General features: G+C 54.9%; 21 protein-coding genes. 4 read left to right on the forward strand and 17 right to left on the reverse strand.

The features are described from left to right. Nucleotide 1: 1 nt before the first annotated feature. From tar to GXP72_RS14355, 6 genes are all read right to left on the reverse strand, one after another. Nucleotides 2–1669, reverse strand: coding sequence for a methyl-accepting chemotaxis protein II (gene tar / locus GXP72_RS14330; protein ID WP_024909677.1), 1668 nt, complete (start codon nt 1667–1669; stop codon nt 2–4). An 84-nt stretch (nt 1670–1753) separates the two neighbouring features. Further along, complete coding sequence (locus GXP72_RS14335; protein ID WP_208763024.1) at nt 1754–2716, reverse strand: spore coat U domain-containing protein; 963 nt, start codon at nt 2714–2716, stop codon at nt 1754–1756. Further along, complete coding sequence (locus GXP72_RS14340; RefSeq protein WP_208763025.1) at nt 2713–5097, reverse strand: fimbria/pilus outer membrane usher protein; 2385 nt, start codon at nt 5095–5097, stop codon at nt 2713–2715. The genes GXP72_RS14335 and GXP72_RS14340 overlap by 4 nt, the downstream gene beginning before the upstream one ends. Further along, the gene (locus tag GXP72_RS14345; protein WP_208763026.1) at nt 5073–5831 is read right to left on the reverse strand and encodes a molecular chaperone; all 759 of its coding nucleotides are present in this window, start codon (nt 5829–5831) and stop codon (nt 5073–5075) included. The genes GXP72_RS14340 and GXP72_RS14345 overlap by 25 nt, the downstream gene beginning before the upstream one ends. A 16-nt stretch (nt 5832–5847) precedes the next feature. After that, nucleotides 5848–6396 (reverse strand): spore coat U domain-containing protein, encoded by a 549-nt coding sequence (locus tag GXP72_RS14350; RefSeq protein WP_024909673.1) that lies wholly within the window; start codon nt 6394–6396, stop codon nt 5848–5850. 12 nt (nt 6397–6408) lie between these two features. Further along, nucleotides 6409–6981: a spore coat protein U domain-containing protein gene (locus GXP72_RS14355; protein WP_208763027.1), complete on the reverse strand. Its 573-nt coding sequence runs from the start codon at nt 6979–6981 to the stop codon at nt 6409–6411. A 429-nt stretch (nt 6982–7410) separates the two neighbouring features. Between GXP72_RS14355 and GXP72_RS14360 the strand changes: the two genes are divergently transcribed. After that, nucleotides 7411–8676, forward strand: coding sequence for a dicarboxylate/amino acid:cation symporter (locus tag GXP72_RS14360; RefSeq protein ID WP_024909671.1), 1266 nt, complete (start codon nt 7411–7413; stop codon nt 8674–8676). A gap of 106 nt (nt 8677–8782) precedes the next feature. Here GXP72_RS14360 and cheW read toward each other — a convergent pair whose 3' ends face one another. The 6 genes from cheW to flhD all read right to left on the reverse strand — a co-directional run bounded on the left by cheW (nt 8783) and on the right by flhD (nt 14215). Then, the gene (gene cheW, locus GXP72_RS14365) at nt 8783–9286 is read right to left on the reverse strand and encodes a chemotaxis protein CheW (protein ID WP_023312262.1); all 504 of its coding nucleotides are present in this window, start codon (nt 9284–9286) and stop codon (nt 8783–8785) included. Between the two features lie 19 nt (nt 9287–9305). Continuing rightward, entirely contained in the window at nt 9306–11342 is a 2037-nt protein-coding gene (gene cheA / locus GXP72_RS14370) for a chemotaxis protein CheA (RefSeq protein ID WP_208763028.1), read from the reverse strand. 4 nt (nt 11343–11346) lie between these two features. Then, a complete protein-coding gene (gene motB / locus GXP72_RS14375; protein WP_024909669.1) occupies nt 11347–12276 on the reverse strand; it encodes a flagellar motor protein MotB in 930 nt (309 codons plus the stop codon). Continuing rightward, on the reverse strand, nt 12273–13160 hold the full coding sequence (gene motA, locus GXP72_RS14380; RefSeq protein WP_008500417.1) for a flagellar motor stator protein MotA: 888 nt from the start codon (nt 13158–13160) through the stop codon (nt 12273–12275). The genes motB and motA overlap by 4 nt, the downstream gene beginning before the upstream one ends. A gap of 123 nt (nt 13161–13283) precedes the next feature. After that, nucleotides 13284–13862 (reverse strand): flagellar transcriptional regulator FlhC, encoded by a 579-nt coding sequence (gene flhC / locus GXP72_RS14385; RefSeq protein WP_008500416.1) that lies wholly within the window; start codon nt 13860–13862, stop codon nt 13284–13286. A gap of 2 nt (nt 13863–13864) precedes the next feature. Then, a complete protein-coding gene (flhD, locus tag GXP72_RS14390; protein ID WP_023336137.1) occupies nt 13865–14215 on the reverse strand; it encodes a flagellar transcriptional regulator FlhD in 351 nt (116 codons plus the stop codon). Between the two features lie 795 nt (nt 14216–15010). Between flhD and uspC the strand changes: the two genes are divergently transcribed. Next, nucleotides 15011–15439: a universal stress protein UspC gene (gene uspC, locus GXP72_RS14395; protein ID WP_024909668.1), complete on the forward strand. Its 429-nt coding sequence runs from the start codon at nt 15011–15013 to the stop codon at nt 15437–15439. Between the two features lie 15 nt (nt 15440–15454). Here uspC and otsA read toward each other — a convergent pair whose 3' ends face one another. The 5 genes from otsA to araF all read right to left on the reverse strand — a co-directional run bounded on the left by otsA (nt 15455) and on the right by araF (nt 21410). Next, nucleotides 15455–16879: an alpha,alpha-trehalose-phosphate synthase gene (gene otsA / locus GXP72_RS14400; RefSeq protein ID WP_208763029.1), complete on the reverse strand. Its 1425-nt coding sequence runs from the start codon at nt 16877–16879 to the stop codon at nt 15455–15457. Further along, entirely contained in the window at nt 16854–17657 is an 804-nt protein-coding gene (otsB, locus tag GXP72_RS14405; RefSeq protein WP_048992260.1) for a trehalose-phosphatase, read from the reverse strand. Before otsB ends, otsA begins: the two co-directional genes overlap by 26 nt. Nucleotides 17658–17833: 176 nt before the next feature. Then, a complete protein-coding gene (gene araH / locus GXP72_RS14410; RefSeq protein ID WP_208763030.1) occupies nt 17834–18823 on the reverse strand; it encodes an L-arabinose ABC transporter permease AraH in 990 nt (329 codons plus the stop codon). 11 nt (nt 18824–18834) lie between these two features. Next, the gene (gene araG / locus GXP72_RS14415) at nt 18835–20349 is read right to left on the reverse strand and encodes an L-arabinose ABC transporter ATP-binding protein AraG (protein WP_048992264.1); all 1515 of its coding nucleotides are present in this window, start codon (nt 20347–20349) and stop codon (nt 18835–18837) included. 71 nt (nt 20350–20420) lie between these two features. After that, nucleotides 20421–21410 (reverse strand): arabinose ABC transporter substrate-binding protein AraF, encoded by a 990-nt coding sequence (araF, locus tag GXP72_RS14420; protein ID WP_024909787.1) that lies wholly within the window; start codon nt 21408–21410, stop codon nt 20421–20423. 787 nt (nt 21411–22197) lie between these two features. On the opposite strand from araF, the gene GXP72_RS14425 reads away from it, so the two are divergent. After that, nucleotides 22198–22701 (forward strand): non-heme ferritin-like protein, encoded by a 504-nt coding sequence (locus GXP72_RS14425; protein ID WP_024909786.1) that lies wholly within the window; start codon nt 22198–22200, stop codon nt 22699–22701. A 157-nt stretch (nt 22702–22858) separates the two neighbouring features. Further along, on the forward strand, nt 22859–24202 hold the full coding sequence (locus GXP72_RS14430; protein ID WP_023336144.1) for an anaerobic C4-dicarboxylate transporter: 1344 nt from the start codon (nt 22859–22861) through the stop codon (nt 24200–24202). The last annotated feature ends 15 nt before the right edge of the window (nt 24203–24217 follow it).

Here is a 24217-nt window from a genome sequence, read left to right on the forward strand (position 1 = left end):
GTCAAAATGTTTCCCAGTTTTCATCTTGTCCGGTCGTCGCGGTGCGCGTACGGTTTGCAGCCGATTCAGCGGCTGGCGCGCGATACGTCGCCTGCGGGGTGACCGTGTTTCCAGCGAGTGAAGCGAGACGAAACGCCGAGACGGCCATCTTCAGACGGCTCGCCTGGTCTTCCAGCGCAGCGGCCGCCGCAGCGGACTCCTGCACCAGCGCGGCGTTTTGTTGTGTCACGCGATCCATTTCCGATACCGCCAGGGCAACCTGGTCGATACCACGACTCTGCTCATCAGACGCAGAGGCGATTTCACCCATGATGTCCGTCACGCGGGTGACGGCATTCACGATGTCATTCATGGTCTCCCCGGCGCTTTCCACCAGCACGGAGCCGGTATCCACGCGGGAGACGGAATCTTCGATCAGCGACTTGATCTCTTTTGCCGCATTGGCGCTGCGGCTGGCCAGATTGCGCACTTCCCCGGCCACCACGGCAAACCCGCGTCCCTGTTCGCCCGCACGCGCCGCTTCCACGGCGGCGTTCAGCGCCAGAATGTTGGTCTGGAAGGCAATACCGTCAATGACGCTGATGATGTCGGCGATTTTCTTCGAGCTGTCGGCGATTTCGTGCATGGTTTTCACCACGCCATCCACCACGCGACCGCCGCGCTGCGCCGTCTCGGAGGCGCTTTCTGCCAGCTGAGACGCCTGACGGGCGTTATCGGCGTTCTGCTTCACGGTCGCGGTAAGCTGCTCCATGCTGGCGGCCGTCTCTTCCAGGGCGGAAGCCTGCTGCTCGGTACGAGATGAGAGATCGTTGTTCCCCATCGCAATTTCGCTGGTGCCGGTATAAATAGCTTCCGACCCGTTGCGCACGTTGGCGACGGTGTCGATTAACGAACGCTGCATGTGGTCAACGCTGTTTGCCAGCTCGGTGATCTCATTACGCCCGGAAACGGTCAGCGTTTTGGTCAGATCGCCGCCGGCAATTTCACGAATGTGGGCAATGACGCGGCCAAGAGGATTCAGCAGGATATGACGAATGCCGTACCAGACCGCGACCAGCACAATGACCAGCGCCAGCGCCATCACGGCCATCTGCCATTTCGCAAAACGATAGTCATTCTGGCTTGCGGTAAAGGCTGTGTGATAGAGATCGCCACTGACCTTCGCGTATTCCCCCAGCGCCGCGCCGAGTGCGTTTTGCATCCCCTGCGTAGGCTGTGCGAAATAGGCGTCCATATTGCCGCTCTCCAGGAACTGAATCAGTTCCGTCAGACCGGCATGGTAGGCGCTGTATTTTTCATCGATATTCTGGCTCACCTGCTCCATCGCAGGCTGCGGGGTGATCTTTTTGAAGGCGTCGTAGTGTTTAGCGGCGTCAGCAAGGGTGGCACGGGCATTTTTCAACAGATCGGTTTTCGCGCTGCTCTGCTGATTGTTGGGATCCATCATCATGCGCGCGGACGAGCGGCTCAGGTTGATACGCGTTTGCAGCATCAGATCCCACGTTGACGTGAGTTCACTTTGCTGCAGACGGAGATCGTTCGAGGCCGCGAAGCTGTCCTGGTTCTGTTTTAATGACGAGAAAAAAAGCCCGCCGGAGATAAGCTGAAGAAGTGCGAAAATGACCAGCACCATCATAAGCATTGTGACAACGCGGATACGGTTCAACATACAACACCTTCTCATAGATTTATTAACGGTGTTATCGGCACTACCCACAGGAACTTTACATTTGAGAAAGGGAAAAGCGCGGGGCTAAAACGCCACGTCAACAATCAGCGTATCGGTGTAGGTTCCGGCGGGTGGCGTGGTCTGATTGGTCAGGACTTTCGCGGTGTAATTGTAGGTGCGCAACAAGCCGTCGGTGCTGACCTGTGACGATACCGCGCTGGACCAGCGCTCGCTGCCGCTGCCGCCCCAGCGGTTACTGGTGGCTTCTTTATAGATGTCATAGCTCATGGCGTTGCTGCCGCTCACCATGCGCCGCACGTTGTTCAGCGCGTTAGCCCCGTTGTTAATGCCGATGGTATACGTACTGCCTTTGGTACAGGTGACGGCAATCGCCTGCGAAACGGTAGGGAAACTTTGTACCAGCGGTGCGCTGTTGAAGTTCACGTCCGGCGTGGTTATGGCGCTGCAATCGTTGGTAACAGTCATGTTCAGTAGAATGGTGGTCGTCGCGGTGCCCGCCTGATTGATTGTGCAAATGCCGAGCGCGCCCACGGAGCACACGCTGTAGTTAACGCTGAAGGTTAACTGAACCTGATATGGCCCGGCAGTGACGTTTTGTCCGGCGACGGTGCGAAAATAGAGCGGAATGTTGTACTGCTTTGACCCCAGCAGCCCCAGCAAGGTATTTCCACTCCAGGTATACGATTTACTTATCTGTACCTCGCTGCTGCTCGCGCAGCCCGAGAGTCCGCACAGCCGGGTGGGGATCACGTCCGTGATAGTCGCATCATCTGTCCGTTTCATGGTGGCCCGGCTGCTGCCCGAAACCGATGCCGCGGTGTAGGTCAGCGTCACCGAGTCGTTGGTCAGCAGATTCAGTATGGCATCACAGGACACCACCAGCGTGCCGGTGGTTTCCACCTCGCCTGTTCCGCTGAGCGCGAAGGAGGTGACGCTGCCAAATGAGGCATTGACCGTACTGACGGTACACGCCGCCCAGCCGCCGCTGGAGAACAGCAGCAGAATCAACAGCAGCAGGCGCGTCATGGCGCCTCCCGACAAATCAGCGGCCCGTAGGTTTTCAGCTTGTGTTCCGGATTGGCCCCCACGGTCAGGGTCGCCCTGCAGCGTTTTCCGTCAGGCGCTATCACCTCCAGCGGGTTCACATCACTGAGATTTTCCAGCCAGGCGATGCCGTCATACCCCACCACCGCATTGCTGCGCGAGACCCGTCGGACCTGGCTTCCCACCGTCAGCGCCTGCCCGTGCGCATCATGCAGAATAACGCTTGCCACCCGCTCCTGCTCCATCGGGAAATCAACCAGATAGCCGCTGTGACGGCGGATCGCGATCCGTCGCTCGGTCTCTTTCAGACGGGTATCCGCCGGCAGATTCAGGGTATCGATCCGGTAGCTTGCGGGGTAATACGCCGACACCCCGCTGACCAGCAGGTAGCCGTTGTTATTGGTTTTACCTACGGGCTGGTTCTCGTAGCTGACGGGCACATCCGGATGACCGTCGGTACTGATGACCACAAACGCATCGTTGATTTTATTCGCTGCAAACAGTTCGCCGTCCATCAGGACAATTGCGCCCATCGCCTCGCCCCACCAGGTCATGGTATCCCTTTCGCCATAACCGCCGCCCTGCAGCTCTATGTTGTTATTGCGCCAGCCCAGCGTCCCCTGTTGATAATCACTGGATCTTGACTGGTTGGCCCAGGCCATGTTCCAGCTAAACCCACCGTCAGAAGGCATGGAATGGTTATAGTTGATGCGCTGGGTACTGCCTGCATCCGGGGTATTTTCAACGGTGAACGCGGCGCTGTCGCGTGCCCCCAGCGGCACCTGCAGCGACAGCGCGACCGTCCAGTCTCCCCGCTGCTGATCCCGGCTGCCGGCGAGGTAAATACTGCTCGCCCCCCACAGATTGCGGCTCCAGGAGAGATTGAGCAGCTCGGTTTTTTGGCTGTCGAAACTCTCCACGCCGATCCAGGCCGCACCGATGTTGCCGTACTGTCCCAGATTGAAGGTCAGAGAATACTGGTCCGTATTACGGCTGAAGCTGGCGATGGGTTTATCGTTTTCGTCATACACCGTCGGCTGGTCGTAGAGGGCAAGATTGCCAAAGCCGCGGCCGCGACGCGTGTGCTGGGTGGCGACGCTAAACGCGCTGGTGCTGTACTGGTAACCCCAGTTGATTTGCCCGCCCGCATCATCGCGCATGCGGCTCTGCGAGTAAGAGGTATTCACCACGCCAAACTGGCCGAGTTTTATCACGGTCCCCGCCCCACCCAGCGCCAGCTCCTGCGCCCCTTCCGCGTGGCCTTCCAGCGTTAGCCAGTCTGTTAGACCGTAGCGATACGAGCCGCTGCCCGCCGCGGAACCGTAGTCAAAATTCTTGATGCCGTAGTTACGCCGCAGGCTGCCCAGGGTCACGGCACCGTCGCTGAGCCCTTGCTTAAGCAGGTCGCTGGTGACGTAAAACGGTAGCGTGGTGCTCACCTGGCGCCCCAGCGCATCCGTCGTGACCAGCACCGCATCCCCGGCGCCGTTGATATAGGGCAGATTGGTCAGGGTGAAGGGACCCGGCTGAAGCTGGGTTGAGCCGGAACGATAGCCATTGATAAAGAGATCGACCGAGGTGGGTACCGCGGCCTCCCCTGCGAACTCGGGCAGCGGCCATGTCACCAGATCGGGGCGCAAGGAGAAATCCCGCCCGACGCTTATCCCCCCCATCCGGACGCTGGAACTCCAGCTCAGGGCATCGCTAATCACATCCCCGACGCTCCAGCTCATCGCGTCATCTTCGTTAGTGAACAGCAGGGTCGTGTCATAGCGAACATACCCTTCCTGCTGGCCGTCGTTACCGCTGAAATTTTCGCGCGCGTAGCCGGTGGAGGAAAAGGAGCCGTTCTCGTTGAAGTAGCGGAACTCATGCCAGAACGACGCCTGACCGCCGATATGCTCCGTGCGGTTGGTGTAGAGATCGTAATTGAGCAGCGCCCCGCGCCCGTAGTGCGGTTTGGCCTGCGTCGCTTGCGCGCTGAACGGCGTCACCCGGGCCGTCACCCAGTCGCGGGGAACGGTCAGCAGCAGGCGCTGCGCGGCGCTGTCGTACTCCACCCGAACCAGGGCAAGCGAGGAGAGATTCACCTCTCCGGTGGGAACATGCGCCGGGGGCAGCCCCGCGCGCAGCAAATCGGCGCTGGAGATAAAGAAAGCGCCTTTACGTTGCGTCACGGGCACGACCAGACCGGTATCGTAGTGGTTGACCACGAGGGCAAGCTGGAAAACCGCTTCATCATGTATCGCCTGTGCCTGGGGCGGCGGCGGTAAACTGTCGTCACCGGGCTCGGCCCAGGTCGCGGCGCTGAAGCAGAGCAGTATCATCATCGCCGGCTTCAGTTGACGGGCGTTGACTGCCATTGTGCGTCCCTGGCATTAATCTGCGCGCTCATCCGCTCTGGCTGACGAACGCCAGCGGGTACCGGCCAGCTGCGGGTGCTGCCCGGAAGGACGTAACCCAGTAATCCCTCCGCAACCGTGCGTTTCTGCCCCCCCTGCTCCAGCGCCACCTGGCTTAGCCTGACATGGATATCCCCGCGATTTCGAACCTCCAGCGCAGGCTGTCCACCCGCCTGCGTCACCCGCCAGCTCAGGTTTCGGGTCTCCACCAGCGCATGGTGCGCGCCCTCTTTTATCGTCGGCATCCCCTGTCCATACACAAACAGAGGAATGGAATATCGCATCTGCAATTTGAGGCCAATGGAGGGTTCGGCTTTGGCATCAGGCTGGGGGATTTCATCGACAATAATGCGGTAGGCCTGTTCGACGCCTGCGGGCACTGAAGTCTGTTTGATAAGGCGAATAAGCTGCTTGCTGCCCGTGCCAATCGTGACGATCGGCGGGCTTGCGACCACGTCCTGCTGCGCGGTATAACGCTCGTGTCCGTCCTCCTGCTTCCAGCGCACGATGCGGACCTGCATCGTCGTGGCGCTGTTTCCCTGGTTCTGGATCCACAGTTCCGTGGCATTGGCGTCCGCAGCAAGCCACGGATCGATAGGCCAGAGCAGGATAGTGGCCGCCGCCTGTACCTGGCCGATTGCCGCAGCCATGCCCAACGCGCCCGCCAGACAAACGGGTCTGAAAAATGGCTTCATCAACACTCTCCCTTTATTACCATGACAAGGTCACGGTGAGCTGATCGGAATAGGTTCCCGCCGGGCTAAAACCGGTCAGTAGCGCCACGCCAAAAAGCGGCAGCGCGATGTTATTGCTATTGGTATAGGTCACCGCTATCGCCTGGTTGACGCCAATTTCGCTGTTCGCGGCCAGCGAGCTGCTGCTGTAAAGCCGGTACGGCACCAGTTCTGTTCCGCCTGATCGCTTCATCCGGCGGACGGAGGCGTAATTCTGCCCGCCGTTAATGCTCATGCTCAGCGCCACGCCCGGCGTACAGGCGATAGACAACGCCCCGTTTGGCACAAAGCTGGTGCTGACCGGCGCGCTCTCGACTCCGTTATGGGTGCCAAAATCCAGCGTACCGAGAAGCCCTCCGCTACCGGTGGCTACCGCGCATCCCGGTACAATCGTCGCGCTGACCTTAAACGACTGTGATGTCACCGCATTCGCCGCGGGCATCATGAGCAATCCGACGAGCAGCGCGAAAAAAGGCTGCACGTGTCCCTCTGCGCATTTGCGCAGACCTGTGAGAGTTGCCTTCATGGCTATTCGGGACTAATAGGTTACGCTGACGTTAATCGTGTCGGTGTAGGTTCCCGGGACGACCGTCACGCTGTTACCACCGCCGGTAATACGTCCGTAGAGGGTGTAACTGTCTACACCTCCGGCCGTTGAGGCGATCGGCAACGCGGCGTTGTTGGCAATCACTGTGTTAAACCCGCTGTCGCTGTACAGGCTGTAAGCCACGCCCTGGGCCGCGTTGGCCGTATTAACCAGATAGCGTTCAGGCGTCCCCGGCGAACCGACAACGGTTCCGGGTGCCGTAGAATGGGTATTACCGGTGATCGCCACCGTATAGCTGGCGGTCGTACATTGAATGGTGAAGGTGTTTCCGCCGCTGGCGCCGCTCAGCTGCGTCGTAAGAGTGGAAAAGGTTGCCGGATGGGTACCGAAATCGAGCGTACCGAAATTAATGCCGCTTTGCGCGGGCGATCCGTTTATCAGACAGCCGTTTGTCAGCGTCAGCGTCGCGCCGATGGTGCCACTGCTGGTGACGGCCAGCGCCTGATGGGCCGTAGTCGCAGTTAGTAAGGTTACTGCGCAGATCAAAAGGAGTTTTCTTTTCATTTACCACCCTCCAGAAGACGTCTCCGTTCCCTTGCCACATTTTATTTTTGTCGTTCAAGATGTTAGCCCCGCTTAAGGTTCCTTTGAGGGGGTTATTGAGAATTTAGTTTACGGATATCGCTTCGACCACCCGCCCCTCAACGCATAAGCCATATGTCTTATTGACTTAATTTCCTTATTAATAACAGAGAGTTAAATTTATTTAATCCGCGATTTTATTTTTTCCGGAGAGAATATATCCATTAAAGTGTGATGCAGATCACAATATATCGTCAGGGCAATAACAACAAAATTAATAAAACTTAAAAAGGTGTTGTATCCCCCTACACTTTGCGTCAATTTATGTGCCGAATAATTTCCTGCATCGTAATAAAAAATTTATATGTATCGATGCGGGCTACATCTGAAGCGCATAGAGGGTCTTTTTTCGTGGCAAGTGCAAACAAACTCACACTCTTCATCGTGATATTCATGCTGGCGGGTATTCTTTCAGGGGCAGCAATTCATGAATATGCATCTGCGGATGCCATCACAGCCTGGTCGGATAACATTACCCTTCTGACCGATATTTTCCTCCGTCTGATCAAAATGGTCATTGCACCATTGGTCTTCAGCACGCTCACCGTCGGCATTATGAAGCTGGGCGAAACCTCCACTATTGGCCGCGTTGGCGGTAAAGCGATGGTGTGGTTTATCAGCTCATCCGTACTCTCTATTCTGGTTGGCCTGTTTATCGTCACGCTGGAGCATCCGGGAAGCGGTCTGAACCTGACGATCCCAACCGAAGCGGTGGATACCGGTCTGGCCGTTGGCGGCATGACGCTGAAAGCGTTCCTGTCGCACACCATTCCAACCAGTATCGCAGGGGCGATGTCGAACAATGAGATCCTGCAGATTGTGGTGTTCTCGATGTTCTTCGGCATCGGCGGCGCGTCGCTGGGGCAGAAATTCAACGCGCCGCTGGTGGCCGCGCTGGATGTGGTTTCCCATATCATGCTGAAGGTCACGGGTTACGTGATGTACGTTGCTCCGCTGGCCATTTTTGCGGCGATCTCCTCCGTGATTGCCACGCAGGGTCTGGGCATTCTGCTGAACTACGCCTCCTTTATTGGCGGCTACTATGTTGCCATTCTTCTCACCTGCATGGTGCTGCTGGCCGTGGGTTACATGGTGCTGAAAAAAGAGGTGTTCCGCCTGGTCAGCATGCTGAAAGATCCGGTCCTGGTGGCGTTTACCACCAGCAGCTCTGAAGCCGCCTACCCTAAAACGCTGGAGCAGCTGGAGCGTTTTGGCTGCTCGCGCAACATCGCCTCTTTCGTTCTGCCGATTGGCTACTCCTTCAACCTGGTGGGTTCGATGGTGTACTGCTCTTTCGCTTCGATGTTTATCGCTCAGGCGTACAACATTCACCTGAGCTTCTCGGAAGTGACGGTTCTGATGCTGACGCTGATGCTGGCCTCCAAAGGGATTGCGGGCGTACCGCGTTCATCCCTGGTGGTGCTGGCCGCGACGATCCCAAGCTTTAACATTCCGGTGGCGGGTATTCTGCTGCTGATGGGGATCGACCACTTCCTGGATATGGGCCGTTCCGCAATTAACGTTCTGGGGAATGGTATTGCGACCGCGATGCTGTCGCAGAATGAAGGTGCGCGTGAAGCTGAAGCGGAAGCTGAGCTGGTAAAGCAGGAAGCGTAATGGCATGAAAAAAGGGTGAGGCCTGATGCCCTCACCCCAACCCTCTCCCACAGGGAGAGGGAGCAAACACAAAAAACGGCAACCTGGGTTGCCGTTTTGCATTTACCTACGCTACGTGACTCGCCGCGATATCCAGCAGCGCCATCTCATCGCTGTTCAGCAGCTTCTCGATGTTCACCAGAATCAGCATACGCTCGCCGAGCGCGCCCAGACCAGTCAGGTATTCGGTCGACAGCGTGACCGCAAACTCCGGCGCTGGGCGAATTTGGTCTGAGGTCAGGGAGAGCACATCAGATACGCCATCGACCACGATACCGACCACGCGCTGCCCCAGGTTCAGAACGATCACCACGGTGTTGTCGTCGTAGTCAACGTCGCCCTGGCTGAACTTCACGCGCAGGTCCACGATTGGCACAATAACGCCACGCAGGTTGGTGACACCTTTAATAAAAGCAGGCGTGTTAGCGATGCGGGTAACCTGGTCGTAACCACGGATTTCCTGCACTTTCAGGATATCGATGCCGTACTCCTCATCGCCTAAAGTGAAGACCAGGAATTCCTGCCCTGATGGCTCGCCCGCCAGTTTCGTTACATTACTCATACCGGTCATGTTATTACCTTCTACTTAATCAGGCGGCTGTGTACGCCACACGTTGTTCACGATTTAATCCCTGAAGCGCCGACACATCGACGATCAGCGCCACGCTACCATCACCCAGAATGGTGGCGGCAGAAATACCCGGCACTTTGCGGTAGTTACTTTCGAGGTTCTTCACCACCACCTGGTGCTGGCCAATCAGCTGATCAACCAGCAGCGCGTAGCGGCGGCCCGCGCTTTGCAGGATCACAACGATACCCTGCGTGGCCTCTGTCTTCGCCCCGTCTACCTCGAACACTTTCCACAGTTCCACCAGCGGCAGGTACTCACCACGCACTTCAAGAACGCGCTCGCCACCCGCCAGCGGATGCAGATCTTCTTCGCGCGGCTGCAGGGATTCCATCACGGCGTTCAGCGGCAGGATAAAGACTTCGTCCGCCACTTTGACTGACATGCCGTCGAGGATCGCCAGCGTCAGCGGCAGAAGAATGCGAATGGTAGTGCCGGAACCCTGTTTAGACTGGATCTCAACGTGGCCGCCCATTTCCTGGATGTTACGTTTCACCACGTCCATGCCTACGCCGCGCCCGGAGACGTCGGTCACCTGCTCTGCGGTAGAGAAGCCCGGTGCGAAGATCAGCATGCCCACTTCTTCGTCGGTCATGTTTTCATTGACCGCCATCCCCTGCGAAATTGCTTTTGCCAGGATGCGCTCGCGATTCAGACCGGCGCCGTCATCAGTCACTTCGATGCAGATGTTCCCGCCCTGATGTTCCGCAGAGAGGATCAGGTTGCCGACCGGGGATTTTCCGGCGGCAATACGGTTTTCCGGCAGTTCGATACCGTGGTCGAGACTGTTACGCACCAGGTGCGTTAACGGATCGATGATACGCTCGATCAGGCTCTTATCCAGTTCGGTTGAGCTGCCCATCAGGGTCAGTTCAATCTGTTTATTCAGCTTGCTGGCAAGGTCGCGCACCAGACGCGGGAAGCGGCTGAAGACATATTCCATCGGCATCATACGGATGGACATGACCGATTCCTGCAGGTCACGGGCGTTACGCTGCAGCTGGCCCATGCTGGTGATCAGATCGCCATGGGTGACCGGGTCGAGTTCGTTTGAACGTTGCGCCAGCATCGACTGGGTGATCACCAGTTCGCCCACCAGGTTAATCAACTGGTCAACCTTCTCAACGGCAACGCGGATACTGGTTGACTCGCTGGAGCGCGCGGCAGGTTTTTCACCACGGCCAGGCGCAGCGGCCTCTTTTGGTACTGCCTTCAGCGCCGGGGCCGCAGGCGTCACAGCCGGTGCCGCGGCCTGAGCGACAACAGCCACCTCTTCCGCAGCCGCAGGGGCGTCAACCGCAGCCGTTTCGGTTTCGAAAGCGATCTGGTCAGCTTCAATCACAAAGCACAGCACCGCCACGATATCGTCCTGGCCAATCCCGTCATCAAGCGTCGCGGCCAGGCTGTCTTTGCCTTTTACCACGTTGCTTAATTTCGCCAGGTTACCCAGCTCTTCTTCCAGCAGGTTAACTTCGTTCTCTTTCAGGCGCGACAGCACAACGCGCAGTTTGCCCGCCTGCGCAGCGGCTGGCGCGGCCTCGTCGGCAGCAACCGCATCGACAACGCTCAGTTTCGCGGTCGAAACAACCGCTGCGGCAACCTCACCTTTTGCTTCCAGCGCGAGCTGGCGCAGCGCATTGCAGATGTATTCAAAGCTGGCGGCATCAGGCTCTGCCGAACTTTTATAGGCGTCGAGCTGTTCCTGCATAATATCTTTGGTTTCCAAAAACAGGTTGATAATGTCGGTATTGAGCTGCATCTCACCGCGTCGTGCTTCATCAAGCAGGTTTTCCATTAAATGGGTCGTTTCCTGCAGGATGGTAAATCCAAACGTTCCGGCTCCGCCTTTAATAGAGTGCGCCGCACGGAAGATGGCATTGAGCTGCTCGGAGTCCGGTGCTTCGGGCACCAGGTCGAGCAAGTGTTGTTCCATATCGGCCAACAATTCGTCGGCTTCATCAAAGAATGTCTGGTAAAAATCGCTAATATCCATGCTCACGCTATCACCTCGGATTGGCTGGTGGCGATGTTGGAACGGCAGCCGAAGGAACGGCCCCAGGCTGTTTTAAATCGTCCAGTGACTCATTCTGACTTTCGGCGTTTTCATGCAGGATGGCCTGCTCCGCCTGCTGGTTCAGCACTAAAAGACTGATACGACGGTTGATGGCATCATCCGGCCCGCGGTCGGAAACGCGCATGGTTGCGGCCATGCCGACTACGCGCAGTACCTTGCCATCATCAAGCCCACCTGCCACCAGCTCGCGACGCGAGGCGTTGGCACGATCGGCAGAAAGCTCCCAGTTGCTGTATCCCTTCTCCCCATTGGCGTACGGGAAATCATCCGTGTGTCCTGACAGGCTGATTCGGTTAGGAATGCCGTTCAGCACCGGTGCAATACCGCGCAGAATGTCGCGCATGTACGGTTCGACTTCCGCACTCCCGGTTTTAAACATTGGGCGGTTCTGGCTGTCGATAATCTGAATACGTAGCCCTTCCTGCACCAGGTCGATCTTCAGATGTGGGCGCAGCGCGCGCAGCTTCGGATCCGCCTCAATCAGCTGATCGAGATCGCCACGCAGTTTCTTCAGACGCGCCTGCTCCATCTTTCTTTTCAGCTCGTCGATGTTCGGCTCTTTTTTCACCTCACCCTTCTGCTGGGTGTAATCATCGCCGCCGCCCGGGATCGGGCTTTCGCTGTTAGAAATACGCGGCCCACCGGCCACCGCCGTTGCCAGCGGTGTGCGGAAATATTCGGCAATCTGGATCAGTTCTTTTGGGCTGGAGATGGAGATCAGCCACATCACCAGAAAGAACGCCATCATTGCTGTCATAAAGTCGGCGTACGCAATTTTCCACGAGCCGTGTGCGCCATGCCCGCCGCCCTTGTGCTTGCGTTTTTTTACGATGACGATCGGATGGGACTGGTTTTTCATGCGTCCTCAGTTGTCGTCTGTTGGTTTGGGTTTTTCACCGCACGCACGTGTTCTTCAAGCTCGATAAACGACGGACGCTCGCTGGAGTAAAGCGTTTTACGGCCAAACTCAACCGCGATCGGTGGCGCGTAACCGTTGAGGTTAGAGAGCAGCGTGATCTTCACGCACTGCATCATTTTGGTGGTTTCCGCGCTTTTCTGGCGCAGAACGCTTGCCAGCGGAGAGATGAAGCCGTACGCCAGCAAAATACCGAGGAAAGTCCCCACCATCGCATGGGCAATCAGCGCACCGAGCTCTGCTGCCGGACGGTCTGCCGAGGCCAGGGCGTGAACCACCCCCATTACCGCAGCAACGATACCGAATGCCGGAAGCGAGTCGCCGACCAGCGCCAGGCTGTTGGCCGGCACTTCAGATTCGCTTTCGTGAGTTTCGATCTCTTCGTCCATCAGCGCTTCGATTTCGAAGGTATTCATGTTGCCGCTGATGATGAGTCGCAGATAGTCGACGATGAAGTCCAGCATCATGGCGTCAGCAAGAATGCGCGGATAGCTGGCAAAAATTTCGCTCTCTTTCGGGTTTTCAATATCCCGTTCAAGCGAGAACATCCCCTGCTGACGCGACTTCGCCATCAGGCGATAGAGCAGTGCCAGCAGATCCATATACATGCTTTTGGTGTATTTCGAGCGACGGAACAGCAACGGAATCGCTTTCAGCGTGCCCTTGATCGATTTACCGTTGTTGCCAACGATAAAAGCCCCTACCCCTGCACCGCCGATGATAATAAGTTCAGCCGGTTGATAGAGTGCTCCAAGGTGCCCGCCGGTCATCATGTAACCGCCGAAAACTGTACCGAGAACTACCAGGTAACCTAATAAGATAAGCACGACATCATCCTTCCGCTAGTGACTATGGCAAGGACGTCCAGCTCGCAGCGTTTACCGTTTGCGGGGTAAAAAAAAGCAGCGGTAATTGCTTACCGCTGCTGGAATCTTTCCCACACGTTCGGGTTAAACAGCTTGTTCGATCTGTTCATCCAGCAGTTGTGGAATAATATCGGCAGCATCCCGGGAAAGTTTACGTCTTTTTACTGCACGGGATGGAGGCTGACATAAACTACAGGCGAAGCTGCCTGCAGGCTGATGAGCGTGGGTAATAAAATTGCCGTTGCAGCAGTTGCAGCGCGACAGCTCAAGCATTCCGCTCTCAACAAAACGCACCAGCGTCCATGCGCGGGTCAGCGCCAGCAGAGGGCCTTCTTCCTGCTGTGGGCATTGTTCAAGGTAAAGTTTGTACGCTTTGATCACGGCGTCAACGCCGCTACACAAACCGGTTTTGAGAAGATACTGCCAGGCATTACAGAACATGGAAGCGTGAATATTCTGCTCCCACGTCATAAACCAGTCGGTAGAAAACGGCAGCATGCCTTTCGGCGGGGGACTACCACGTAACTCTTTGTACAGCTTGATGAGACGGCCACGGCTCAACTGCGTCTCGCTTTCCAGCATTTGTAAACGAGCACCCAGTGTAATCAGCTCCATAGCCAACTGTATGTCACGCGCTTCCTGAACAATGCTTTTCTCGCTCATTGCTAGGCCCTTTTCTTACGGGCTGCGTCATCAGGCTGGCTGATTTCGTTAAGCAAGCGAGTGGAGAGAAGAATACCGGTATGGATCTGTTGAAGATCGTCCACACGGGAATCCTGCGTCAGACGCGTTATTGTCTGCGAATCATCGAAACGGAACTGGCAAACCAGTTGATTCGTTTCAGCCAGTTTAACCATCTGCGGGAGGGTTAAACCGCCCAGCATGGTTGCCATCTCTTCGTTAATACCCAGACGAAACATCGCGGACGCCTTGTCCTGACTAATCAAACGCTGCGCGAGCAGTAAATACGACAAATTGATGTCATAGATATGTTTTAGCAACTCGGATGTATGCATTGTTCCCATCCCGAATAACCAACTATTATTTTTATGCGGAAAGACCGCACCCCGTGATGTCGCCGGGAAATCACCCGGTATAAAAAAGAAAAGGCTAAATGCATAGTTGAATTTAGGTTTGTATTCACTGAAACGCGTAAGAGAGAAACCGCGAATGCGTCTCTTACATGTTTTATCATTTCTTACAAATAACTAAGATTTTTCCTAATTCGACGCAAACTCTACTCGTCAGTTTTGTCACATACAATCCAGCCACCCTCAAATTTAAAAAAAATGTGATCCACGTCACACAATTTAAGTGAATATGACCCATAAATCCATCAGTATGACTTGTAATTTGTTTGTTTTTTAACCAATCAGTACTGTTTTGTATTCTTAATTGACGAATACTCATGCAGACGGGCGATCCGAACTGGCATGCAACGTGCTTCTACCCCCGTAAGCGCTACGCTGAAACATTTACAACAACCCCCTCTCCCGGAAACATTTTTCTTACCGTGAAAAAACATATAGTTATGCAGGTAGCACAAAAAAGATGTTTCAGGACGTGATCATTCGAAATGAGTTTGTAACGCGCCAAAACGATTTAACAGTTAAAGCGTGAATTTGTGTGATTTACGTTAAGTTGTTAATTTTTTTCATTTAGGCGTATTTTTCAGTTATTCTTCTTATAAGAATAATTAATGAATAATTATGATAAGCTTCACACTAATGTCGTAATCAGCTCTTGCAGAACCAGGGAATTCGCGGTAAAGGTGATCAAACGCTGTCTGACAGACACCTAAGGAGTGCGCCATGAGTTACTCCCATCTTCTTGTTTCCGTTGCAGTTTCTCCAGAAAGTCATCAACTCGTCGCCCGGGCCGTTTCCATTGCCAGACCCCACAATGCCCGCATCAGCCTCATCACGCTCGCCGCAGAGCCAGAGATGTACAATCAGCTGGCCGCCCCCATGCTGGAGGATATTCGTGAGGTCCTTCAGGAAGAAACGCAGCAATTTCTGCGCGAACTGGTGGAAAAGGCACAATATCCGGTTTATGAGACAATTATTGCAACCGGTGAACTTAACGCCCATATTCTCGACATGTGTCGTAAACAACATATTGATTTAGTGATTTGCGGGAATCATAACCACAGCTTTTTATCGCGCGCAGCCTGTGCGGCGAAATCCATAGTCGCATCGAGCCAGGTTGATGTGCTGTTAGTGCCACTTGGGGGGAGTTAACCCCCCAGTGGAAAATCAGGCGAGTTTAGGGAAGGTCGCGATCTTTTTTTGCAGATCGCCTTCATGACTTTGCGGGGTGATATCCCGGAGATCCTGAATAAAACGTGCCTGCCAGTGGTTAATGTCGTTCTTACGGATCGTCTCCATCATATCAGCATGACGGGAAATACGTTCCGTGAGCGGCATAGTCAGGGCACGATTCAGCGCGTTTGCCACGTCGTCCCTGTCATAAGGGTTAACGATAAGCGCCGACGTGAGCTCATTTGCGGCACCGGCAAACTGGGAGAGCACCAGAACACCCGGGTCGTCAGGATCCTGGGCCGCCACATACTCTTTCGCGACGAGGTTCATCCCGTCGCGCAGCGGCGTAACCAGGCCAACATCCGCATAGCGGAAGACCTTCATCAGGATCTTACGGTCAAAGTGCTGGTTCAGATAAAACAGCGGCGTCCAGCCCAGCTGCCCGTAGCGGCCATTAATGCGCCCTGCTTCTGTCTCCAGCTGATGGCGAATGTCCTGATAGGCCTGAACCTCACCGCGCGACGTCGGCGCGATCTGGGTATAACGGATTTTACCGTGATGCTGCGGATATTTATCCAGCAGCGTTTCATACGCCAGGAAGCGTTCCGGCAGCCCTTTGGAATAATCAAGACGCTCAACCGAGAAGATATTTTTCACGTGTTTGAGTTCATTCTTAAGCTGCGCCAGCTTCGGTGGCAGCGGGCCGGAAGCCTGCTCCGCGATTTCGTCAGGTTCAATCCCAATTGGATACACTTCGGTGCGGAACGTTTTCCCCCACGCCGTATGGGTTTTCCCGCCTTTGGTCACCAGACGCGCTTTACCTGACACGGAGTCAAGGAATGCGAGGCGGTCATTTTCGGTCTGGAAGCCCAGCAAATCGTAATCACACAGCGCTTCCAGCAGCTCTTCATGCGGCGGGAGCGCGGTAAAAATTTCCGGCGTCGGGAACGGGATGTGCAGGAAGAAGCCAATCCGGTTATTTACCCCTCTTTTTCGCAGCTCTCTGGCGAAGGGCAACAGGTGATAATCGTGGATCCATAAAATATCGTCTTCTTCGATTAATGGCAGCAGTTTATCCGCCAGCAGCGCATTCACGCGCGAGTAGCCTTCGAAGGATTCACGCTGGAATTTGACCAGGTCAAGACGATAGTGAAACGCGGGCCACAGGACGGCATTCGAGAACTGCGAGTAATACTCGTCGTAGTCTTTCTCTTTCAGTGCAAATGAAGCCCACGTAATGTTTCCGCGCGTCACCTTTTTGAGCGGTTTCTCTTCTTCACTGATTTCCCCACTCCAGCCAAACCACAGCCCGCCAGCGGCTTTTAAGGCACCTAATACCCCTACCGCCAGGCCACCCGCACTGGCTTTTTTATCGTCAGGCGGTGCGATTCGGTTAGAGACGACGACTAAGCGACCCATAATGGTTTCCCCCTTTGCTTTGCGCTATTTGTTGTTGTTGCTGGTTAGCGATGTCAGATATCCACTGCCAGACGCTGGCGACATCCGCCAGTCGCCATTCGGCAACAGTGTCACCAGGCCCCACCTTGACGGCGATCCCTCCGGCCTGATTCACCACGCGAAACCCGGCCTCGTCGGTCAGGTCATCCCCAATGAAAACGGGCGTTCGCCCTTTGAAAGGCGGCGACGCCATAAACGCGGCGATGGCCGCGCCTTTATTAATCCCTTTCGGTTTTAACTCAACCACGCATTTGCCGGGCTGCAACGCCAGCTGTGGATGCGCATCTGCCACCCTCTGAGCAAGCGTAAGTACTGCCTCCTCATGCTGCGGCGCCTGACGATAATGCAGGGCAAAGGCCATGCCTTTGGCTTCCAGCTCGGTGCCAGGCAGCGCTTCCAGCGCGTCAGAAAGCTGCTTATGGAGCGTTTGCGTGAGTGCGTCGGGGAGTGAAACGATATGCGTTTGATCATGGATGTCGCGGCGCTCCGCTCCGTGTACACCGGCTAGCGGAAAGTGGTATGGACTGGCGAGCAGATCCAGCTCGGCCATTGAGCGCCCTGATATCAATGCCAGTGCTCCCTCATTCATGAGTGAGAGCTGATGCAAATCCTGTAACACCGCCTCCGGAATAGACACCTGATCGGGGTGCGGTTTTATCCCGGCGAGCGTGCCGTCGAGATCAAAAAAGAAAGCATAGTGTCCGGGCAGTACAGGCGGTGCGGTTAACGTGTCAGCCACCCTTTTCCTCCTTACGGTTTACGAGAGGTAAACGCCTTTACCTCTTTCATAGCCATGTAAGTATAGACAGTGTGACGTGGCTCGCCATTTGACAACCGCCCCGCCAGTATTACTGGCGGGGCGGTTAAGAGGTCAACTAAGGTTATAAGTTGAGCAATAAAAGACAGGAAAAAGGGTTACACGGTACGCTTCGCTTTTTGCTTGTAACGGTCGAAAATCACCGCTGCCAGCAGGATCAGACCACGAACCACGTACTGCGAGAACGGTGAAATATTCAGCAGGTTCATGGCGTTCTCCACCGTCCCTAAAATCAGGATACCGGCCACCACATATGAGATTTTTCCGATGCCACCCTTGAGGGAAACGCCCCCTAACACGCAGGCCGAAATGACGATCAGCTCGTAACCGATAGAGGTCATCGGCTGGCCGCTGGTCATACGCGACGCCAGAATAATCCCCGCAGCGGCAGAAACCAGCCCAGAGAGCACAAAGATAATAATCTTGGTGCGTACGACCGGCACCCCAGCCAGACGGGCGGCCTCTTCATTACCGCCAATCGCCAGCGTATTACGGCCAAAGGTGGTCCGGTTAAGCAGGAAGCCGAACAGGATCAGGCAGGCCACCGTCAGCCATATAGGCGCAGGCAGACCCAGCCAGTTGGCATAACCCAGCGTGAAGAAGCGCTCGTCTTCAATCCCCACCGCTTTACCGTCGGAGATGATATAGGCCAGCCCGCGGACAATTTGCATTGTCGCAAGCGTGGTGATCAGGGCGTTAATCTTCAGGCGCGCGATAACAAAACCGTTCACCAGACCGCTGATGACGCCGAGTAACAGACCGGCTAAGACGCCAAACCACAGGCTCTCCGTCATGTTGATCACCACGGCCGTCGTGACGCCCGCACAGGCAATCACCGACGCCACCGACAGGTCAAAATCGCCGGAGGCCAGGCAGAACAGCATCCCGCAGGCCACCATCCCGGACATGGAAATGGCCAGCCCCAGCCCCTTCATATTAATGAAGGTGGCAAAATTAGGGACAAAGATCGCGCAGGCAAGGAACAGTGCGGCAAAAACCACCAGCATGCCGTACTGATCCCAGATACGTCCAATACTCAGCGCCGACTTCGACTTCGGCACTCCGGATGTAGTAACAGAGGACATCATTAACTCCTTACTCAGGCGACAGCCTGGCTAACTTTAGGCATGGCGAGGTTCAACGCCTGTTGTTCATTCGCCTGTTCATGAAGTAATTCGCCGGCAATTTCGCCTTCACGCATCACCACAATGCGGTCGGCCACGCCAAGCACCTCCGGCAGATCGCTGGAGGCGAAGAGCACCGCCACGCCGCGTTTTGCCAGCTCATAGATCACGTTATAAATCTCGTGTTTTGCCCCCACATCGATACCGCGCGTCGGCTCGTCCAGCAAAATGACCTTCATATCTTCTGACAGCCAGCGGCCTAAAATTGCCTTCTGCTGGTTCCCGCCTGACAGATTCATGATCAGCTGTTCCGGACCCGGCGTTTTGATATTCAGCGAGCGAATATGGTGGTCGGCGTTACTCGACTCCCAGCTATCGTTTATCAGGCAACCGGCGCGAATAAACTTACGACGGGCAGAAATATTGATGTTGTCGCGCACCGAGTGCACCGGAATGATCCCCTCGGCTTTCCGGTCTTCCGGGCAGAGCATCATCCCCGCCCCGATCGCGTGGGCCGGTTTCTGGATATCTACCCGTTCGCCGTCAATAGAGACCTGACCATCGGTAATACGGGTACCGCCGAACAGACCTTTCATCAATTCGCTACGCCCCGCCCCCACCAGACCAAACAGGCCGACGATTTCACCGCTGCGTACGGATAACGAAATCGGTGTTCTGACGCCCGGCGCTTTGACGTTATCCAGGCGCAGGCGTTCCGGGCCGTACGGGCGCGGTTGCCAGTGATAAATATCGCCCAGATCGCGTCCGACCATCGCCTGAACCAGCTGGTCATGGTTCACCTGCGCCATGTCGGTAAAGGTGCGCACATAGCGTCCATCTTTAAAGACGGTGATGGCGTCGCTCAGGGCAAATATCTCTTCCATACGGTGCGAGACATACAAAATCGTGCGGCCTTCCTGACGCAATTCGCGGATCACGCGGAACAGATTTTCGATTTCACGCTTAGAGAGCGAACTGGTAGGTTCGTCGAAGGCAATAATTCTGGCGTTACGCGCCAGCGCCTTGGCAATTTCAACCATCTGCCACTGGCCGATGGAGAGGTATTTCAGCGGCGTCTGGGGATCGACGTCCAGGCCCAGATGCTTAAGCTGCAGCCCCGCTTCATAATTAAGTAGCGAACGATTTACCACGCCGCCTTTGTGCGGGAGCTGTCCCAAATAGATGTTTTCCGCCACGGTCATCTCAGGAATGAGGTGCAGCTCCTGGTAGATGATCGCCACCCCGGCATTGAGCGCCGCCGTGGTATCGGCAAACGCCACCTCTTCACCGCGTATGGCCAGCGAGCCGGTAGTGGGCGCGTAGTTACCGCTGAGGATCTTCAACAGCGTGGATTTTCCCGCACCGTTTTCCCCCATCAGGGCGTGAACCTGGCCGGCATAGCAGTCGAAGCTGATATCGGTCAGCGCGTTAACACCGGGGAAAGTTTTCCCGATGCCTCGAAAAGAGAGATACGGATCAGACTGTCGCATAACGTCTCCGTGATTCCTGTAGTGTGTACGTCTGGCCCCTCACGAAGGATGAGGGGCACAATCACCGCGTATTACTTCCCGCCCAGTCCTTTTTTCGCCAGCTCCTCTTTGAAGTTGTCGCGGGTAATCAGCACCACGTCGGTCACTTCGGTAAATTTCGGCGGCTCAGCCCCTTTGGTGACCCAGTTATAGAGCATCTCACTGGATTTATAGCCGTGAACGTCCGGGCTTGGCAGCAGAGAACCGTAGAAGCCGGTAGCCTGCGCTTTGGACAGCTCGCTGACGGCGTCAACGCCGTTGATGCCAATCCCGATCACGTCAGGCGCTTTAAAGCCCTGGCCTTCCGTCGCGCGTACCCCACCCAGCACGGTGTTGTCGTTCATGCCGACCACCAGCCAGTGTTTGACCTCCGGATGCTGAACCAGCATAGAGTTCGCGGCGTCGAAAGCGCCCGGGATATCGTTAGATTTGGTTGGGACTTTGTAGATCTGTTTTTCCGGGAAACCGGCCGCTTTCAGCGCGTCCATTGAACCGGAAGTACGGCGACGTGCGGTGTCCAGCTCGTCTGCGGTAATGGCCATCACCGCAGTCTCTTTGACATCCCAGCCGCGCTTTTGCATCTCTTTATAGAGTTCCTGCCCCTGGCGTTCGCCGATTTTGGTCGCCGCCATCATCACCAGAGGGACGCTGTCCATCGGCTTGCCTTTGGCGTTAACGAACTGATCGTCAACCGCGATGACCTTCATATCGTAACCGCGCGCTTTCGCCGCGATGGCCGAACCGAGTTTTGGATCCGGAGTACAGATAACGAAACCTTTCGCACCGCTGGCCGCCAGGCTGTCGATGGCGTTCAGGGTTTTCTCACCGTCAGGCACGGCGATTTTAATCACTTCAAAACCTAAATCTTTCCCGGCTTTATCGGCGAATTTCCACTCAGTCTGGAACCAGGGCTCTTCGGGCTGTTTTACCAAAAAACCGAGTTTTAAATTCTCAGCGATAGCGGATTGTGACATAACGGCAGCCAGACCGATGGCCGCCAGCGCTTTAGTAAATTTGTGCATGGTAAACTCCAGCTTTAGCATTCTTTTCTGTAGGGAATATGTGCGTGCTTCTTATTTAATCGGACTTAAAACAAGGCATTAGCGCTTACCTCGTCATAAGCGTTATTGCTGGTGATAGTTTTAGCGGGAAATTAATCATCCATAAGAGAGCCCCATCACACCGCAGAATTACAGTAATTGCGTACATAAATTCAGCGAAAAATGACATAAAAAAGGCAGGATTTGTCAGACAAATGAAAGTGGGTTAAGCAGAATTATCCATAAGATTAGCTAAGAAATCCCTGATACCCCTCAGCGGACTAAACGTCACCCGGTGTTAAAGGGGTTCAAGATGTTTTTCATCAAAAATGCACCAAGCACCTGAACACGGTTATTCCGCAGAATTTGATTTAGCGCAATTTTATTAGCACATCATATATTCGAAACGATTAATCCGTATTTCTCTTTTTCACGGAGTATTATTCCAACTTAATATTTTCGAAAGAGTAACAGTGTATCACTGCAATAAAAATTGTTAATTATTAGAGCATTAACCCATATTCAATTCATGGCGAGCTGATTGCATTTCTGTACTATATTAAACTTTGTAATGTATGGTAAATACAGCCCAATTAAGAGTTTTCTTAGACCAAAGACAAGGGTATGCTTATTTATATCGAACACAGGAAGTGAATTTCGGTCGACTTCGGTCACGGCAGAATGTGTATTTCTGCTCTTTTCTTCATATTTGCCTGACGCTCAGGTTAAGCAACGGACATCACGTCCCACAGTCAATAAGGATATGAGTATGGCTACCCAAACGATGATGCAAAAACTTAACGCGCAGATGAACCTTGAGTTCTACGCCTCGAATCTGCACCTTCACTTAAGTGCGTGGTGTGCCGAGAATAGCCTCACGGGATCTGCCACATTCTTTCGCTCTCAGGCGCAAAGTAACGTCACCCATATGATGCGTGTCTTTAACTTCCTGAAAGCCGCAGGGGCAAATCCTGTCGTTAAAGCCCTTGATGGGATCAATGAAAATTACTCTTGCCTGGAAGAACTGTTTCAGAAGACGCTTGAAGAGTATGAACAACGCTGCAGCACCCTCAACAAACTGGCCGATGAAGCCAAAGCGCAGCAGGACATTACGACGCTCAGATTCTTACGCGATATGGATAAAGAGCAGCAGCAGGATGGCCTGCTGCTGAAGACGCTGGCGGATGAGATCCATAATGCGCAGCAGGCAGGTTTATGTCCTGAGCAAACCGACCGTCATCTGCTCGACATCGTGGCGGTGCAGCACCACTGAGTTTTTTGGCCTGCTCCCATTCGGAGGAGCAGGCTCCCTTCACGTCTCCAACCTTCTGCTTTTGCTGAAATTTAACAAATCAGATCTGGCTCCCAATGATTAACCACACAACGTGTGATGATTTATTTAGTTACATAATCATTGACGAGGGAGCATCATGATCACCATTGAGTTTGTTGTCATTCTCCTCTGCCTGCTGACGGGTACGCGTTTCGGCGGTATGGGGCTCGGGTTAATCAGCGGTATTGGTCTTTTTATTTTATGTTTTGTCTTTGGTCTGCAACCGGGTAAGCCGCCGGTAGACGTTATGCTGACCATCCTCGCGGTGATTGGTTGTGCCGCTACGCTGCAGACTGCGGGTGGCCTCAACGTCATGATGCAGTTTGCTGAACGTCTGCTGCGCAAACACCCACAGCACATCACCCTGCTCGCTCCATTCACCACCTGGATGCTGACCTTTCTGTGCGGCACCGGGCATGTGGTCTATACCATGTTCCCCATCATTGCGGATATCGCCCTGAAAAAAGGAATCCGCCCCGAGCGCCCTATGGCCGTGGCATCGGTCGCGTCGCAGATGGCGATTACCGCCTCCCCCGTGTCCGTTGCCGTGGTGTCGCTGGTGTCCATCCTGGCGGCCCAGCATGGCATCGGCCACGCGTGGGGGATCCTGGAAATTCTCGCCGTGTCGGTTCCCGCTTCACTTTTCGGCGTAGCTATTGCTGCCCTGTGGAGTTTACGCCGCGGAAAAGATTTGGCGGATGACGTGGAGTTTCAGGAAAAGCTGAAAGATCCTAAGCAGCGCGAGTTTATCTACGGTGGAACGGAGACGTTAATGAATCAGCGTTTCCCTAAACAGGCCTACTGGTCCACGTGGATTTTCTTTGCCGGTATTGCCGTAGTCGTTTTGCTAGGTGCGTTCCCTGAGCTGCGCCCCGCCTTTGAGCTGAAAGGCAAAATGACGGCGCTGTCGATGAACCTTGTTATTCAGATGATGATGTTAATTGCAGGGGCCGTGATGCTAATGGCCTGTAAGGTCAACGCGTCGGCGATTTCCAACGGCGCGGTGTTTAAGGCCGGTATGGTCGCGATCTTCTCGGTGTTCGGCGTGGCGTGGATGAGCGATACCTTTTTCCAGGCGCATCTCGACGAGTTAAAGCTGGCGCTGGAAGGCGTCGTGAAAAGCCACCCGTGGACGTATGCTATTGTGCTGTTTCTGGTGTCAAAACTGGTGAACAGCCAGGCGGCTGCGCTGACGGCCGTTGCGCCTATGGGCCTCATGCTCGGCATCGACCCGAAAATGCTGATCGCCTTTTTCCCTGCGTCATACGGCTATTTCGTCCTGCCGACCTACCCAAGTGATTTGGCCTGCATCGGCTTTGACCGTTCAGGCACCACCCGCATCGGCAAATTTATCATCAACCACAGCTTTATTCTGCCTGGGCTGATTGGGGTAAGCTGCGCGTGCGCGGCGAGCTATCTGCTGGTCCAGACGTTCTTTTGACAGCATCAAGGGGCG

It is taken from the genome of Enterobacter sp. SES19, assembly GCF_011765665.1.
Classification (GTDB): Bacteria; Pseudomonadota; Gammaproteobacteria; order Enterobacterales; family Enterobacteriaceae; genus Enterobacter; species Enterobacter pseudoroggenkampii.